Annotated in this window: 17 protein-coding genes; 16 read left to right on the forward strand and 1 reads right to left on the reverse strand. The window is 31.9% G+C overall.

The window, feature by feature from the left end; all coding sequences use genetic code 11:
* Position 1 precedes the first annotated feature (1 nt).
* Together P8F83_RS22410 and P8F83_RS22415 are read left to right on the forward strand one after the other, a co-directional pair.
* Positions 2-832: an ABC transporter ATP-binding protein gene (locus P8F83_RS22410; RefSeq protein WP_326512755.1), complete on the forward strand. Its 831-nt coding sequence runs from the start codon at positions 2-4 to the stop codon at positions 830-832.
* The gene (locus P8F83_RS22415) at positions 829-2,553 is read left to right on the forward strand and encodes an ABC transporter ATP-binding protein (protein ID WP_326512756.1); all 1,725 of its coding nucleotides are present in this window, start codon (positions 829-831) and stop codon (positions 2,551-2,553) included. The genes P8F83_RS22410 and P8F83_RS22415 overlap by 4 nt, the downstream gene beginning before the upstream one ends.
* 39 nt (positions 2,554-2,592) lie before the next feature.
* On the opposite strand, the gene P8F83_RS22420 is transcribed toward P8F83_RS22415, so the two are convergent.
* Positions 2,593-2,973 (reverse strand): metal-dependent transcriptional regulator, encoded by a 381-nt coding sequence (locus P8F83_RS22420; protein WP_326512757.1) that lies wholly within the window; start codon positions 2,971-2,973, stop codon positions 2,593-2,595.
* Between the two features lie 365 nt (positions 2,974-3,338).
* Here P8F83_RS22420 and P8F83_RS22425 point away from each other — a divergent pair, with 365 nt between their 5' ends.
* The 14 genes from P8F83_RS22425 (at position 3,339) to buk (ending at position 16,594) form a co-directional block, all read left to right on the forward strand.
* The gene (locus P8F83_RS22425) at positions 3,339-4,892 is read left to right on the forward strand and encodes a sigma-54 interaction domain-containing protein (protein WP_326512758.1); all 1,554 of its coding nucleotides are present in this window, start codon (positions 3,339-3,341) and stop codon (positions 4,890-4,892) included.
* A 92-nt stretch (positions 4,893-4,984) separates the two neighbouring features.
* Entirely contained in the window at positions 4,985-5,638 is a 654-nt protein-coding gene (locus P8F83_RS22430) for a GntR family transcriptional regulator (RefSeq protein ID WP_326512759.1), read from the forward strand.
* 137 nt (positions 5,639-5,775) lie between these two features.
* On the forward strand, positions 5,776-6,396 hold the full coding sequence (locus tag P8F83_RS22435) for a hypothetical protein (RefSeq protein ID WP_315110854.1): 621 nt from the start codon (positions 5,776-5,778) through the stop codon (positions 6,394-6,396).
* Positions 6,397-6,838: 442 nt separating this feature from the next.
* Positions 6,839-7,417: a DUF1097 domain-containing protein gene (locus P8F83_RS22440; protein ID WP_326512760.1), complete on the forward strand. Its 579-nt coding sequence runs from the start codon at positions 6,839-6,841 to the stop codon at positions 7,415-7,417.
* Between the two features lie 63 nt (positions 7,418-7,480).
* On the forward strand, positions 7,481-8,425 hold the full coding sequence (locus P8F83_RS22445; RefSeq protein ID WP_315110851.1) for a flavodoxin family protein: 945 nt from the start codon (positions 7,481-7,483) through the stop codon (positions 8,423-8,425).
* Between the two features lie 83 nt (positions 8,426-8,508).
* The gene (locus P8F83_RS22450) at positions 8,509-10,374 is read left to right on the forward strand and encodes a sigma 54-interacting transcriptional regulator (protein WP_315110849.1); all 1,866 of its coding nucleotides are present in this window, start codon (positions 8,509-8,511) and stop codon (positions 10,372-10,374) included.
* A gap of 146 nt (positions 10,375-10,520) precedes the next feature.
* Positions 10,521-11,423, forward strand: coding sequence for a bifunctional enoyl-CoA hydratase/phosphate acetyltransferase (locus P8F83_RS22455; RefSeq protein WP_326512761.1), 903 nt, complete (start codon positions 10,521-10,523; stop codon positions 11,421-11,423).
* 26 nt (positions 11,424-11,449) lie between these two features.
* Positions 11,450-12,157 carry a hypothetical protein gene (locus tag P8F83_RS22460; RefSeq protein WP_326512762.1) on the forward strand — a complete coding sequence of 236 codons (708 nt, stop codon included), beginning with the start codon at positions 11,450-11,452 and terminating at the stop codon, positions 12,155-12,157.
* Between the two features lie 18 nt (positions 12,158-12,175).
* On the forward strand, positions 12,176-12,379 hold the full coding sequence (locus P8F83_RS22465; protein WP_315110843.1) for a 4Fe-4S binding protein: 204 nt from the start codon (positions 12,176-12,178) through the stop codon (positions 12,377-12,379).
* Between the two features lie 16 nt (positions 12,380-12,395).
* The gene (gene vorB, locus P8F83_RS22470; protein WP_326512763.1) at positions 12,396-13,478 is read left to right on the forward strand and encodes a 3-methyl-2-oxobutanoate dehydrogenase subunit VorB; all 1,083 of its coding nucleotides are present in this window, start codon (positions 12,396-12,398) and stop codon (positions 13,476-13,478) included.
* Between the two features lie 55 nt (positions 13,479-13,533).
* Entirely contained in the window at positions 13,534-14,271 is a 738-nt protein-coding gene (locus P8F83_RS22475; RefSeq protein ID WP_326512764.1) for a thiamine pyrophosphate-dependent enzyme, read from the forward strand.
* A 13-nt stretch (positions 14,272-14,284) separates the two neighbouring features.
* Positions 14,285-14,830 carry a 2-oxoacid:acceptor oxidoreductase family protein gene (locus P8F83_RS22480; protein WP_315110837.1) on the forward strand — a complete coding sequence of 182 codons (546 nt, stop codon included), beginning with the start codon at positions 14,285-14,287 and terminating at the stop codon, positions 14,828-14,830.
* 31 nt (positions 14,831-14,861) lie between these two features.
* On the forward strand, positions 14,862-15,503 hold the full coding sequence (locus P8F83_RS22485) for a hypothetical protein (protein WP_420022601.1): 642 nt from the start codon (positions 14,862-14,864) through the stop codon (positions 15,501-15,503).
* Positions 15,504-15,526: 23 nt separating this feature from the next.
* The gene (buk, locus tag P8F83_RS22490) at positions 15,527-16,594 is read left to right on the forward strand and encodes a butyrate kinase (protein WP_326512766.1); all 1,068 of its coding nucleotides are present in this window, start codon (positions 15,527-15,529) and stop codon (positions 16,592-16,594) included.
* The last annotated feature ends 356 nt before the right edge of the window (positions 16,595-16,950 follow it).

Here is a 16,950-nt window from a genome sequence, read left to right on the forward strand (position 1 = left end):
TATGAAAAGTATTGAAACTAAAAATTTAGATATAGCTTATGAGGATACACTCATTGTAAAAGAATTAAATATGCAGATACCAAAAGGAAAGATAACTTCGATTATAGGTGCTAATGGATGCGGAAAGTCAACTATATTAAAAGCTGTTGGTCGTATATTAAAGCCTAAAAAAGGAGTAGTACATCTAAGTGGACAAGATATAAGTAAACTTCCTACAAAGGAAATAGCTAAAAAGATGGCTATACTTCCTCAAACACCTACTGCACCAAGTGGACTTACTGTAAGTGAGTTGGTTGCATATGGACGTTTCCCACATCAAAAGGGTTTTGGTAATCTGACTGAAGAGGATAAGAAAATAGTTAAATGGGCTTTAGATGCAACTAAGTTAAGCGAGTTTGAGAGAAGAGAAGTTGATACTTTATCTGGAGGGCAAAGACAGAGAGTGTGGATTGCCATGGCTTTAGCTCAACAAACAGATTTAATATTACTAGATGAACCTACTACTTATCTTGATCTTGCTCATCAATTAGAGGTTTTAAAACTTTTATTTGAACTTAATCGTAGTCAAAAGTGCACAATAGTTATGGTTCTTCATGATTTAAATCTTGCTGCAAGATTTTCTGATTATATTATTGCTATTCAAAAAGGAAATATTATAAAACATGGAAGTCCTGAGGAGGTTATGACTCCAGAGGTTCTTAGAAAAACTTTTAATATAAATGCTGATGTTGTTATTGAACCTAAGAGCAATCGTCCAGTATGTATTACCTATGATATTGTTGAAGAAAATGAAGAGGTAATAATAAAAGAGAAGGAGGCTATAGTCATATGAAGACAACCTTACGTGTTTTTATTGGGGCAAAAAAATATTGGGGCTATTTAATACTAGCACTAATAGCTGTTATTGTTTCTACTATAGCAGGATTTTACAACCCATGGGCCTTAAGAGAACTTACAAGCTTAGCAACTGAGGGAAGTCCTGACTTTGGTGCTCAATCTTTAAGAATAGGATTAATGCTTTTAGTTGCAACTATACTTCAATCAGCTGGAGGTTCTATTTCAGGATATTTAAACCATCATGCAGCTTTGCATTATGTTGCAGATATGAGAACTGAACTTTATTCTAAACTACAACATATGGGACTTAAGTATTTTAATAAAAGTCGTACAGGAGATTTAACCAGTAGGGTAATTAATGATGTTATGGAAGTGGAGGTTCTTTTAGCTCATATAATTCCTGACTTTGTTGTTAATATACTGACTTTCATAGGTGTAGGGATATTATTATTTTCTATTAATGTAAAGTTAGCTTTTTTTAGTCTTGTTACTATTCCTTTTCTTATTGGAATTACGATTTGGCAAAGTAAATACATGTCTCCTATATGGAAGGAAAACTCTAGAGTTAGGGGAGAACTTTCAGGAACTGTTCAAGATAATTTTTCTGGAATCAAGGAAATACAAATATTTAATCAACAAGATACAGAAGAAAAAAGAGTTAATAAACTTTCAATGAAACATAGTAAAGCTTACTTAAAAGCAAGTTTCTTCTTTGAAACAACATTTCCGCTACTTGCATTCTTCACAGCATTAGGCTCTGTTATAGTGATAATAGTTGGAGGAATGATGGTTTCAAGAGGAGAAGTTAATATTGGAGACATTGTAGGGTTTTCTATGTATCTTGGTATGTTCTATGGACCTATAAAGAGTTTTTCAAGACTTATGGAAATGGCAGGTACAGCAGTTGCAGGATGCAGACGTGTATATGAAGTCTTGGATGAGGTTCCAGATGTAAAAGAGAAAACTAATGCAGAGAAATTATCTAAGGTAAGTGGAAAAATTGAGTTTAAAGATGTTTCTTTTTCTTATAATGATGAAATAGGTGTTTTAGAAAATATAAACTTAAATATAAAATCAGGTGAAACTGTAGCTTTTGTTGGAGCAACTGGAGTAGGTAAAACCACAGTTGCAAGTCTTTTGAATAGATTCTATGATTTACAAAATGGAAGCATTCTAATTGACGGAACAGATATCAAAGATGTAACATTAAAAAGCCTTAGAGATAATATAAGTATGGTTTTACAGGATACTTTCTTATTCAATGGAAGCATTTATGAAAATATTGTTTATGGATGGAAAGAGGCAAGTAAAGAGCAGGTACTTGAAGCTTCAAAAGCTGCTAATGCCCATGAATTTATTGAAGCTTTAGAAAATGGATATGATACAGTTATAGGTGAAAGAGGAGTACGCCTTTCTGGAGGACAAAAACAGAGGATTTCTATAGCTAGAGCAATTCTTAGAAACTCACCTATACTTATATTGGATGAAGCTACTTCGGCTCTTGATACAAAAACAGAGAAGGAAATCCAAATAGCATTAGATGAAATTTCAAAAGATAGAACAACGATAGTAATTGCCCACAGACTATCTACTATTCGTAATGCAGACAAGATTGTTGTATTAGAGAAGAGTGGGATTAAAGAAATGGGAAGCCATGATGAATTAATCCGCAGGGGTGGAACTTATGCTACTCTCTATAGGAGTCAGGTATCTTAAATTATTGAAAAAATCATGATTAGCAAAAATCATGATTTTTTACTTACAATCAAATTCTAATAAGAAGTTCTGCATAGCTTGAATTGAGTCTGAACTAATAACATGCTCTATAGAACATGCATCATTATCAGCAATAGAGGAGTCTACTTTTAAAACTTTTATAAAAAAGTCCTTAATAATATGATGTTTTTTAGAGGTTAATTTAGCTATTTCTAGTCCTAAAGGAGTTAAAAATATTTCTTTATACCTTTCATTAGTAATAAGCCCTTTTTCAGCTAAAGTAGCCATGGCACTATTAGTACTTGCTTTAGTTACTCCGAGTTTTTCAGCTATACGAGTCATTTTAACTCCTTTACCTTCTTCTGATAACTCATAAATAGCTTCTAGATAATTTTCCATTACAAAAGTAAGTTTTTCCATAGGGACCTCCTAGTATTTTTAGTTTATCTAATTCAAATTAATAACAAATCTTATTTTATCATAACATGTTTTAAAATAAGTTCCAACAAGAGGTTTAATACAAGAATGCATCATAGTTAATGCATTTTTGTATTAATATATTTGTGGAAAATCAAGATTCTATATTATAATAATACATATATGAATTATTTGTAGGGTCTCCTAAGAAGATATATAAATATGAATAGTAGGCTTAAGGTAAGAAAATTCAAGGCTTAAGCGGATATTTATAAATATAGATTAATTGGTATCAAAATTGCTAATACATAATTGTATTAGATGTTCGGTGTTATGAGATAAAATATTAGGAGTTGAGGAGAAAATAAATGTCCAAAAGAATATTTGAAATTGAAAAGGATTTAAACAGTAAAATTAGAGAGTTAGAAGAAAAAGAACCTCTAGAAGTTGATGGAGATACATTAAAGATAATTGAGAGTTACAAAGAAATAGTACTAAAGCAAAAAGAAGAGTTAGAGATTTTGAAAACGTATAAAGAGAGAGAGCTGGATGCCTTTTCTATAGGTGATGCTGTATCGGATGGTATATGTATAGTTGATAACAAAGGAATAGTCATAGCAGTTAATAAAGGCTACACAGAGATAACTGGAATAAGAGAAGAGGAATTAGTGGGTAAAAGTGTAGAAAGTGTAGTTATTGAAGGGTATTTCGATAATTCAATTTCTTTGCTTGTTATTGAACAAAAAAAGAAAATAACATCTCTAGCTACTGTAAATAACAATAACAAGGTACTTATAACTGGAAATCCAATATTCGATGAGAATGGAGAAGTTATTCAAGTATTAACTGTAATGAGAGATTTAACAGAGTTATTAAAGTTAAAAGATGAAATAGAGATGGCTGAAAAGAAAAATGAAAAGTATCTTAATGAATTAAATTACTATAGAAGCAAGTTTATTAAGAACAAAAGCTTTATAGGAGAAAGTGTAAAAATAAGAGAAATAAAAGAACTCATTAGTTATGTAGCAAAAACAGAAGCTACAATATTAATAACAGGTGAGACAGGCTGTGGAAAAGAGATAATAGCTAAAGAGATACATGAAAAGAGTGATAGAAAAGATAACCCATATATTAAAGTAAACTGTGCTGCTATTCCAGAAAGTTTAATTGAGTCAGAACTATTTGGGTACGAAAAAGGATCATTTACAGGAGCTTTAAATAAGGAAAAACTTGGTATGTTTGAAATTGCAAATGGTGGAACTCTACTTTTAGATGAAATAGGAGAAATGCCTATGAGCTTACAATCAAAATTATTAAGAGTTCTTCAGGAAAAAGAGCTAACAAGAGTTGGAGGAACTAAAAGTATAAAACTAGATGTGCGAGTTATTGCATCTACTAATTGTAATTTAGAAGAATTAATAAGACAAGGGAAATTTAGAGAGGATTTGTTTTATAGACTAAATGTTTTACCTATAAAAATACCTCCATTAAGAGAAAGAAAAAGTGATATTAAACTTTTGATTAATGCATTTGTTGACAAGCTTAATACAAAATACAATAAACAGAAAAAGATTGACTCTATGGCGATAGAAGGTTTAGAGTATTATGATTGGCCAGGTAATGTAAGAGAACTTCAAAACATAATAGAAAGACTTATTGTTATCGATGATAGCTCATATATAAACTATGATAATGTAGTAAACGTTCTAGGAAAAGATAAGATAAATTTCAAAAAGAATAATGAAGATTTGACTTTAAAGGAAGCTGTAGAAACATTAGAAAGACAGATGATAGAGCAGGCGTTAAGAAATCATGGAAGTACGTATAAAGCTGCAAAAATATTAGGTGTAGCTCAACCAACTGTATTTAGGAAAGCAAAAGCCTTAGGAATAAAATTGGGACAAGATTATATAGAGAATTAATATGTTGATATAGATTCATTTTTTTGATATTCTTATAGTAATAAATTTTATATACTATATATTGCAAGAAATAATATATTAGAGGTGAACAGATGTCTGCGATAGTTAAAAAATCCTTAGTAGATCAAATATATGAGCAGCTTAAACATGAAATAATAAATCAGGATTTAGTTTGGGGAGAAAAGCTTAATGTAAATGAGCTTCAAGAGAGATTTGAAATAAGCTGTACTCCAATTAGAGAAGCCATAAATAGACTTCAAAAAGAAGGATTTGTGGAATACAAAAATAATGTTGGAGCAAGAGTAATTGACATAAAAGAGAAAGATGTTGTTGAAATTCAAGAGGTTGCATTAACTTTGGATTGTGCAGCAATAAAGTATGCAATAAGAAATGAAGATATAAATTCACTTTGTGAAGAGCTTTTAAATCAAATCAACAGATATAAAGTTGCTGAGGATGAGTTTACTCGTTCAAACTGTACAGAAGAGTTTAGTAATATACTTTATAAGTATGCAGATAATGAGAAATTATCTAGTGTAGCTAAGCCAATTAAAGGGCTTCAAGGAATGCTTAAAAGTACCTATAGAAAAGAGAAAAAGCAATTATCTAACATGGAAGAACATGTAGCAATATATAATGCCATAAAGAATAAGGATTTTTTAGCAGCAGTAGAAGCTATGGAAGAGAATTATAAAAAAGGAACCGAGTTGTTGGTTAAAGTTTTTGAAGATAAAAAAGAGAAGTAGGAAAGCTGATTAGTGGAATTTAAAATCCATTAATCAGTTTTTTCTTTGTTTTAAAATAAAATAACTTGTATCTTGCAAGATATATGATATATAATTAAGGTGTAAAAAAGAGAAGGATAATTTAGGAGGATTTGAATATGGAAATGAAAGTATCTCAAGATTCAATGGGAACACATCTTGATTGGAAACATGAAGGAGTAACACCAGTAATGATAGACTGGTTTTGGAGCAATATGGAGAAAGGCTTCATTTTATGGCATCCATCACAACATGAAACATTAGAGTGGGCGGTAGCACCTAAACATGGAAACCCAATTGGTTCAGTTCATATAGCACCACAAACTTGGAACGATGGAACAAGACAAAATCTTTATATAAGATTCGAAGATTTAGCTACAATACCAGCTGAAGTAAAGGATTATATAATATATGAACACTGTGTTGTTGTTGCAGGATTAGGACTTGGACCTGAAAGTATGAATGCAGAAGGGGTTATGGGATATCGTATACACCAATGGGAAAAAACTGACTATGGTGTAGTAGGTAAGTCTTCAGCAATAGGAATGAAGAAAAAAGAGACTCCAGAAGAGGGAATTATATGGTCAGAACATTGTGCAGAAGAGATTGGAAATTGGGGAGTTTTCTTACCACAATTATATAATTTATATAAAGTTGTTGAGAACACAAACTACAACCTTTATGCTGACCTTAGTGTTGAAGGAAAAGGAAAAGACTTAAGATATAAATATATTAAGTAAGATGCATTCTTATAGTGAGAAGTAGTCTTTAGAGACTGCTTCTTTTTTATTTCCTAGAAGAATGATGAAAAAAATCATTGCTTCCAATACAAAAATGCATTATTTAGAAATGGCTATAATAAAGAGTTGTGATTAAGACTCTATAGGTACTGATGAATAAAATCATCATAGAATTAAGGTTTATGAGTAACGTTTACAAGAAGGTGAATAATAGAATAATAATATATCTGTAATGATAAAAAAATATTACTTACTGAAATATAAGGTTTTTCAGTGTTTTAATGGCATTAATGGGATTATAAAAGTTAAAAAAATATCAATGTGGCATATATCTTGCTTAGTAGTATTGTGTCGGTAATACTAATATGTCTAGAAAGAGAGGAGAATAGGTCTACAGACAAAACTACACAATAATTTAATATTATTTTAAGGAGAGATTTTTGTGTCTAAAAAAAGAAAAGCTTTACTAATTCAAGCCGCTGCAGGAGCTGTTATATTAACTTTATTAATGCAGCCTATGTTCATGTTAGGATTTGAGGGATATAGCTGGATGCTATTCCTAGTATTAGTTCTCTTTTTTGCACTGGGAGCTGATTTTAAGAAGGTGCCATCAATGGTTATTTGTTTTACAATAGGTATTGGATGGGCAATGTTAAATGGTGTATTAATGAGTGCGTTGTCAGGATTACCAGCTTGGGTTTCTGGAATACTTCTAACAATGGTTATTATATTCTTAATACTAACTGTCCATGAGAACCTGTTAAGAGATACTATATTTGGTTGTGTACCTGCATTATTTTTAGGTTTATCAGAAACATTCTTTTTATTCACTTTACAACCAGCAAATGCACCTGCTATTACACCGATCCATGTATTTGTATTCTTTTTATATGGATTGCTAATGACAATGGCATTAGTTTTAGGTGGGGGATTACTTTGTAATATTTTTGTAGGTAAAGATTGGCCAAGATATGTATTTGGAAATAAAGATGAAGCAATAAATAAGACACAAGATATGTAGAAATTATAGTAGTAATAAAAAAGGTTAATTTATATTATATAAGATATTTAGGAGGAGTAAAAAATGAAAATATTAGGAATAAGCTGTGGAAGAAGAATGAGTAACACTGAGATTTTAGTAAAGGAAGCATTAATGGGAGCTGAGGCTGCTGGTGCAGAGGTTGAATTTGTAAGACTTCATGATTATAAATTAAAACCATGTACAGGATGTAATGCTTGTGTTGTAGATTTATTAGAAAAGTCCGGTTCAGGTAAATGTACAATTAGAGATGATGATTTTGCATTAATTGATGAGAAAATATTAGATTGTGATGGAATGATAGTTGGATCACCTATATATGAAAAAAGCCCATCAGGTCTATTAAAAACACTTAATGATAGAATGGGACCATCCCATGATTTAGCATTTAGAACTATTGCTAAACAAATAAGAACTGCAAAAAATATAACTACTGGAACAGGTCCAGATGAAAGATCCTTTAAACAAAGAGCTGCATCTCTTATAGCTGTAGGTGGAAGTGAGTGGGATACTTTAGCGCTTCCTATGTTACACCTATTTGCATTACCAATGCAATTTGAAGTTGTGGACAAGATATTAGCTAATTGGGTAGCGTTACCTGGTTCAGTAACACTAAGAGACGACCTTTTAGAAAGAGCAAGAATATCTGGTGAGCATATTGTTAAGTCTTTAAGCAAAGATATATCTGAAGCTGAGTATATAGGCAAAAAAGGAGCATGTCCTCTATGTCATTCAGACGTTGTAGAAATTAGAAATGGCAATGAAGCAAAATGTGGTATATGTGGAGTTGTAGGAACATTAAATATGGTTGATGGAACTATGAAGTTAGATGTTACTGATGAAGCAAAAGCCCATTCACATGTTCTATTATCAGGAAAGTTCGAGCATGCTAGAGAATTAAATGAAGTTTCATTAAAGAAAGCAGATAATGCACATGAAATTCCTGAAAAATTAAAAAAATATAGAGCGTATCTAGCTGCTTCTAAATAATACATTTGATAATTACAAGAGGCATTACTATAAGGTCAATTATGGTAATGTCTCTTATTTAAATTAATTAAAGGGTGGTATTTATGGAAAATAAAATTGGTGTAATTGCATCTGATGAAGAACTTAAAAATAGTATAGTAGATTTATTTAGAGATGAAGTAGAAAGTGGAAATATAATAATAGATATATTAGACCAAAGTAATATAAATAATCAAGGAAAGATGTTAGAAGAAAAAGGAGCAAAAGCAATTATAGCAAGGAGTGGAGGATATCGTCATACTCTAGGAAAAGTTAATGTTCCTGTAATACATCTAAAAATAAGTACCATTGATATTTTATATGCCATAAAAACTGCTGGAAGGTTTAAGAAAGATATTGTACTTATGATATCAGATTTAGAGTATTTTGATTATGATGAATGGAAAGACATGATAACTACAAATGTCATTATAGAAAAGTTCCATGATGTTAATAACATAGAGGAATTTGTAATGAAGTATCTTGAAAACAAAGATAAGGTAGTTATAGTAGGTGGAGGTATACCTTGTAAGTATGCAAAGAAATGGGGTATTGATAGTGTATCAATAGGTGCAACTAAAGAATCTATTTATGAAGGTATTGAATATGCTAAAAATCTAGCTGATGGATTACAAGAACAAAAATATAAAAATGAAATTTTAGAAACTGTTTTAGATGGGGTTCACGATGCAGTTATATCTGTAGATAAGTATGGAAAAATAATAATATATAATGAGAGAGCGAAAGAAATATTAAGAAAGGATACTTCGGAGATAATGGATAAAAACCTATTAGAAGTATTTCCTGAGCTTAAGTTTATGATAGATATATTAGAAAGTAAAACTAATTCCTATAATGAGATAAGGACATTAAATAATATAGTTATTACTGCAAATGTTTCTATGTTGGACGTGGATGGAGAGATTTATGGAGTTCTATGTTCATTTCAAGATATAACTAAGTTACAAAAATTAGAGAAGAGAATAAGATATGAACTTAATAAAAAGGGACTAGTTACTAAATATACCTTTAATCATATAATAGCCTATGATTCTTTAATGAAAGCTACTGTTGCTAAGGCTGTAAATGCGGGCTTAACAGAGAGTACTGTAATGATTTATGGAGAAAGTGGAACAGGAAAAGAAATGATTGCACAGAGCATACACAATATAGGAAGAAGAAAAACAGAGCCATTTGTTGCTATAAACTGTGCAGCTATATCAGAAAGTCTCTTAGAAAGTGAGCTTTTTGGATATGAAGAAGGTGCCTTTACAGGAGCTAGAAAAGGCGGTAAGCCAGGCTTATTTGAACTAGCACACGAAGGAACAATATTTTTAGATGAAATAAATAGTATATCTTTAAATTTACAGGCCAAGCTGCTGCGTGTTTTAGAGGAAAAAGAAGTGATGAGAATAGGTTCAGACTATGTGATTCCACTTGATGTAAGAATTATTGCTGCTGCTAATGAAAATTTGAAAAACAAGGTTAAAGAAAGAAGTTTCAGAAATGATTTATTTTATAGGCTTAATATTTTAGAAGTTCACATTCCTCCTTTAAGAAAAAGAAAAAAGGATATTATTCCTTTATTTGAACATTATTTAAATGTATTGTCCAATGATAGAGAAATAGTAGAACTAAGTGAAGAGGTGAAATTTAGGTTAGAAAATTATATGTGGCCAGGTAATGTAAGAGAATTGAGAAATGTTGCTGAAAGATATATTGTATTTGAGGAATTAGAATTAGAGGAAGAAGAAAATATAATTGAATATGAAGTGTATGAAAATGATATGAGTATTGATTTAAAAGAGATAAATAGATATGTGGAAGAGAAGGTTATAGATATGCTAGTAAAGGGAGGGATGTCTAAAAGTGAAATAGCTAAACAGTTAGGAATAAGCAGAACCTCTTTATGGAGTAAAATGAAGAAGTAAAGAAAATTGAACATGGTGTTAAGAAATTTGAACATGACTAATAATGAGAAGTCAGTAAATACAAGCAAAATGCTTGTATTTTTTTTGGCACAAACTTTGCTTAGTTAATAATTGCTAGTGAGATTTAAATTTTAAGGAGGATAATAATGTACCTAAAAAGTTTTGAGCAACTAATAGAGACGCTTAAATGTAATGATAAGAAAAAAGTAGCAGTTGTAGCAGCAGAAGATGAACATGCCTTAGAGTCAGTTTTTAAAGCAAGAAATGAAGGAATAGTAGAACCTATATTAATAGGTAATGAAGAGAAGATAAGAGAAATATCAAATAAGTTAAATGAAGATTTAAAAGACTTAACTATTATTAATATTGAAGAGCCTAAAGAAGCGGCTGTTAAAGCTGTAGAGCTTGCAAGAGAAGGAAAAGTTCAGGTTATCATGAAAGGGAAAATTCAAACTGCAGATCTTTTGAGAGCAGTAGTAAATAAAGAAAAGGGGTTAGGCACAGGACGAATAATGTCTCATATGGCTATGCACGAACTTCCTAATTACCACAAGTTATTAGCTGTAACAGATGGCGGAATGATGATGTACCCTAATGTACAAGAGAAGAAACAGATAATAGAAAATGCAGTAGATATATTTAAAGCAATAGGATATACAAAACCAAAGGTTGGTATTTTAGCAGCAGTGGAAAACGTAAACACAAAAATGCCAGAAACTGTTGATGCAGATAACCTAAAGCAAATGAACATAAATGGTGAGATTACTGATTGCTTAATTGAAGGACCAATATCTTATGACTTGGTAATGAGTAAGGAATCAGCAGAGATAAAGGGATATAAAAGTGAGATTGTAGCAGATGCGGATATATTAGTAGTCCCTAATATAACAACAGGAAATATATTAGGAAAATCACTAGTATATTCAGCTGAAGCTAAAATGGCAGGATTTATTATAGGAGCTAAAGTTCCAATTGTTTTAACATCAAGAGGATCTACAGCAGAAGAAAAGTACTTATCACTTGTTTTATCTGCATCTGCATCAAAATAATTAATTAAATGCTGTTGAGGTGATTTATGAATATTGATTTAAAAAAATTTACAGTAGATAAATCCAATTTTATTTTTGTTGGGGAAGCTGGAAGCGGTAAGAGTGAGATTGCAATAAACTTTGCAAAGTATCTTGTTGATCTTAATGAAAAGCCAGTACATTTCTTTGATATGGATATGACAAAACCTTTGTTCCGTTCCAGAGATGTTAAGGAAAATATTGAAAGCATGGGTATTATATTTCACCATCAAGAGCAGTTTTATGATGCTCCAACAATTGTAGGAGGGGTCAACCTTCTACTTAAAGACGATAGTTGTTATGTAGTTATGGATGTTGGTGGAAATGATATAGGTGCACGAGCTATCGGTGGATTCGCTCCTAAAGTAAATAAAGATAACACAGCTGTATATTATGTTCTTAATGCCTTTAGACCTTGGTCTGATGAATTAAATCATATAGATGGAACCCTTTCATCTATATTAAAGATATCTCATATTAGATTAGAAAAAGTGAACATAATAAGTAATCCGAATAACGGAGTTTCTACAACTGTAGAAGAAGTTTTAGAAGGTAATTCAAAAATAATTGAAATGATTGGCGAGTTAAAGGATATAAAGTTTACCTGCGTAAATGATGAGTTATACGATGAGGTAAAAGCGAAGACAGATATTCCTTTAATGCCCATTCATTTATATTTAACATATCCATGGAATCAAGTCGAAAATGAATTTTGAGAGGAGAATTTGATTAAAATGGCAAAAGTAGAGATTAGATCAGAAAGCTGTAAAAGCTGTCAGTATTGTATTAAGTTTTGTCCTAAGAGTGTGCTAGCTGTAGGAAATAAAGTTAATTCAAAAGGCTATGAGTATGTAGTACCAGTTAATATGGATGCTTGTATCGGATGTTGTATGTGTGCAAGAATGTGTCCAGATGCGGCTATTGAAGTATACAAATAAGAGGAGGGAAATTAACATGTCTAGAATATTTATGAAAGGCTGTGAAGCTATAGCAGAAGCAGCTGTTAGAGCAGGATGTAGATTTTTTGCTGGATATCCTATTACACCACAAAATGAAATACCAGAATACTTTGCAAGAAGATTGCCTGAGGTTGGAGGGAACTTTGTACAAGGAGAAAGCGAAGTTGCCTCTATAAATATGGTTTATGGAGCTGCTTCAACAGGAACAAGATCCATGACATCTTCATCAAGTCCTGGAATATCACTAAAAAGTGAAGGTATTTCATTCTGTGCATCAGCTCGTATACCAATGGTTTATGCTAATATTTCTCGTGGAGGCCCTGGAATAGGCTCTATTCAGCCAGCTCAACAGGATTATTCCCAGGCAACAAAAGCTTCAGGTAACGGTGGGTTCAAAATGATGGTGTTTGCTCCAGCTTCAGTTCAAGAAGCTGTTGATATAACGTATAAAGCATTTGATTATGCACAAAGAGATATGAATCCTGTTTTAATTCTTTGTGATGGGGTCATAGGAACAATGATGGAGCCAGTGGAGCTTCCTGATATGAAAATAGAGGAGGAAGTTTCTGCATTAAAAGAAGCAAATAAAAATTGGGCTTGTGTGGGGCATAAGTTGGATTATCCAAATAGGTCATGGATTCAACCAGGACAATGGATTACAAGCAAAATGCAACAAGTAAATGAAGAAGCTGCTGACTTATATAATTCATGGGAAAAAGATGTGCAAGTAGAAGAATATATGATAGAAGACGCAGAAATTGTTATTGCTTCTTATGGTATTTCCTCACGTATATCAAAATCAGCAGTTGATATACTTCGTAAAGAAGGTATCAAAGTTGGATTGATAAGACCAATCACGGTAAGTCCTTTCCCATACAAGGCTTTTGATAATATAAACTACGATATATGCAAAGCTGTTCTTGATGTTGAAATGTCTATTCCTGCTCAATTTGTACAGGATGTAGAAAAAGGAACAAAGGGACGTTGTCCAATTGAAATGTGCTTATGTTCAGGGGGAAACATCATAAGTCGTGAAGCTGTTATTGAGGCTATAAAAGAAATTAATGAAAAGTATTAGGCGTAACAATTAATAATTGTCACGTGTAATTTAGGAATACTAGGAGGTATAGAAAATGGAAAAGATTTATGCAAGAACAAAGACAATCCAAGAAGATAAAGTTTCCGGTTTCTGTCCGGGATGTATGCATAGTACAGTTATGAAATTAATAGGTGAAGTTTTAGAAGAAATGAACGTTGTTGAAAGAACTGCCTGCATACTTGGTGTTGGGTGTTGTGGGCTTCATATGGACTATATTGCATATGATAATATAACATCCCCTCATGGACGAGCTTGTGCTGTTGCTACTGGAGTTAAAAGAGCAAATCCAGATTCTTTGGTTTTTACATACCAAGGAGATGGTGACTTTGCTGCTATAGGACTTGGAGAATCAATTTCAGCAGCAAATCGTGGTGAAAATATTACGGTTATTTTTATAAATAATGCTACTTATGGTATGACCGGGGGACAACTTGCACCTACTACACTATTAGGAATGAAAGCATCTACAGCACCTAAAGGTCGTATAGCTAAGGAACACGGATATCCAATGCATATGTGTGAAATATTGAATCAGCTTACAGCACCAGCATATTTAGAACGCACAAGCTGTAATACTCCAGGTAATGTAATTAAAACTAAAAAGGCAATTAGAAAAGCATTTGAAAACCAACTAAATGGTAAAGGTTTCTCAATGGTTGAGATAGTAACAAGTTGCCCAACAAACTGGGGACTTGATGCATTAGATTCACTTAAATTCATTGAAGAAAAAATGCTTCCAGAATACCCACTGGGTGTAATAAGAGATAGGTAGGAGGAAAAAAGATATGGAAACAAACTTGTGTGTTGCCGGATTCGGTGGACAGGGAGTTATGACACTAGGAAAATTCTTAGCATCTGCAACTTGTGATTCTACAGATAAAAACGTTACTTTCTTCCCATCATATGGAGCTGAACAACGTGGTGGTACAGCAAACTGTTTTGTTGTAATTTCAGATGAAATGGTAGGAGCACCTTTAGGTGATGTTATGGATGACTTAATTGTTATGAATGAACCATCATTAGATAGATTTATTGGTACATTGAAAGAGGGCGGTACTCTTTTTGTTAACAGTTCAATTATAGATAAAGAAGTTACAAGAAATGATATTAAAGTAGTTTCAGCGCCTGTAACAGAACTAGCACTTCAGTTAGGAAATGCAAAAGTTCTTAATGTTATCATGCTTGGAGTGTATGTAGGTTATACTGAAGTAATTTCTCCTGAAATTGTTTGGGGAACAATTGAACAAAAGTTAGGTAAAAAACCAAAGTTACTTCCTCTAAACAGACAAGCTTTTGAAAAGGGGCTTGAAATTGGAAAATCTCAGAAGTAAAGCAGCTTACTAAAGATAGGGGATGATTTTTTTGAAAAAGGGAGATTTTTATTGGATAGGTGCACTGCTAATATGGATTTTGATATTAGTAATACCTGCATCTAGAACGGTATTTATAGATTTTACTTCTAGATATGCTTATCTAGGAGGATTTGTTAAGTTTGGTATCTTAGCGACAATGGGTGACCTTCTTGGTATTAGAATTATAAAGAAAGAATGGAGTATTCCTAAAGGGATAATCTATAAAGCTATTATATGGGGAATTATAGGAATGATGGTAACCCTTGTGTTTAGCGTATTTATGGGAGGGGCACAAGCTGCTCAAGTAGAAGCTAAACTTCCATTTGCAGGATCTAAACTAGCACAAGCTTTCTTTGGAAGTGCAATAATGAATGTAACTTTTGGACCAATGATGATGGTATTTCATAGATTTACAGATTTGTATATTGACATTAAATATGAAAAGCAAGGTGGAAAAGTAACAATAAATGAACTAATAGAAAAAAATGATTGGAGTAGTTTAGTTAAATTTAGCTGGTTAAAAACATGTCCTTTCTTTTGGATTCCAGCTCATACAATAGTATTCCTACTACCATCAGAATTTAGAGTACTTGTTTCAGCTTTCTTATCTATAGCATTAGGTTTGCTATTAGCAATGGCAAAGAGCAAATAAATAGTACTTTTAGGAGGAGAAAAATGAGTTTTAAAATATTAGTAATAAACCCAGGGTCAACTTCAACTAAAATAGCTCTTTATGAGAATGAAAAAGAGATTTTTTGTGAAACTCTAGATCACCCTGCTGAAGAGATAGATAAATATAATAGCATACAAGAACAGTTTGAAATGAGAAAAGAATGCGTTCTTCTATGCTTAAAAGACAAAGGATATAAAGTAGAAGAATTAGCAGCTGTAGTCGGTAGAGGGGGAATGCTTCCATCAGTAAAATCAGGAGCTTATAAAGTTAATGACAAGATGGTAGACAGACTAAGAAACAATCCTGTAATAGAACATGCTTCAAACTTAGGAGCTATAATAGCATATGAAATAGCTAATTCTATCGGAGTTTCTTCATATATATATGATTCAGTAAGAGTAGATGAGTTAGAAGATATAGCTCGTATATCAGGAATGCCTGAAATACCAAGAACTAGTACAAGTCATGCATTAAATTCTAGAGCAATGGCTATGAAAGTTTCAGAGAAATATGGAAAGAAATACTCAGATATGAACTTCATAGTAGCACATTTGGGTGGTGGAATATCAGTAAGTGTTCATAAAAAAGGTAGTATGGTAGATATAATTGCTGATGATGAAGGTCCATTTTCACCAGAAAGGTCTGGAAGAGTTCCTTGTAAAGAACTAATAGACTTATGTTTTTCAGGAAAATATGATAAGAAAACTATGAGCAAAAAACTAAGAGGAAATGGTGGAATAAAAGCTTACCTAAATACTGTAGATGCAAGAGAAGTAGAAAAAATGATTAATGAAGGTAATGAAAAAGCTAAGCTTGTTTATGAAGCTATGGCTTATCAAGTAGCTAAAGGAATTGGAGAACTTGCAACAGTCGTTAAAGGACAAGTAGACTATATAATTATAACTGGAGGAATTGCCTACTCTAAATTAATGACAGGCATGATTAAAGAACGTGTAGAATTTATTGCTCCAGTAGAAATAAAAGCAGGAGAAAATGAGATGGAATCTCTTGCACTAGGAACCCTTAGAGTATTGAAAAACGAAGAGCAATACAGAGAGTATGCAGAATAGTATAAGAATGAACATATAAATTAAAGAAAAGGTATTACAAAGTGATTTTTTTATCATTATTGTGATGCCTTTTTGTTATGTCTCTGATACGTTAATACATCGAATTAATACATAACTGTATTGGAGAGAAAAGAAGAAATATATCTATTATAGTGGCTAGACATCAGATAAATTTAAATATTAATACTAATATGAATTGAAAACTTCCTATATACAAAAATCAATTAAATTACAGAAACCTAATAGAAATAAGAAGTATCAATGCTTTTAGAAGAAATAAATGCTTAGGAAAATAATTGGTACATTAATTGCTTATAAAACTAAGTATAGAAATTAGAAGAAGATTTTAAGGAGAA

The sequence above is a fragment of the Clostridium intestinale genome (assembly GCF_035905475.1).
GTDB lineage: Bacteria > Bacillota > Clostridia > Clostridiales > Clostridiaceae > Clostridium_T > Clostridium_T intestinale.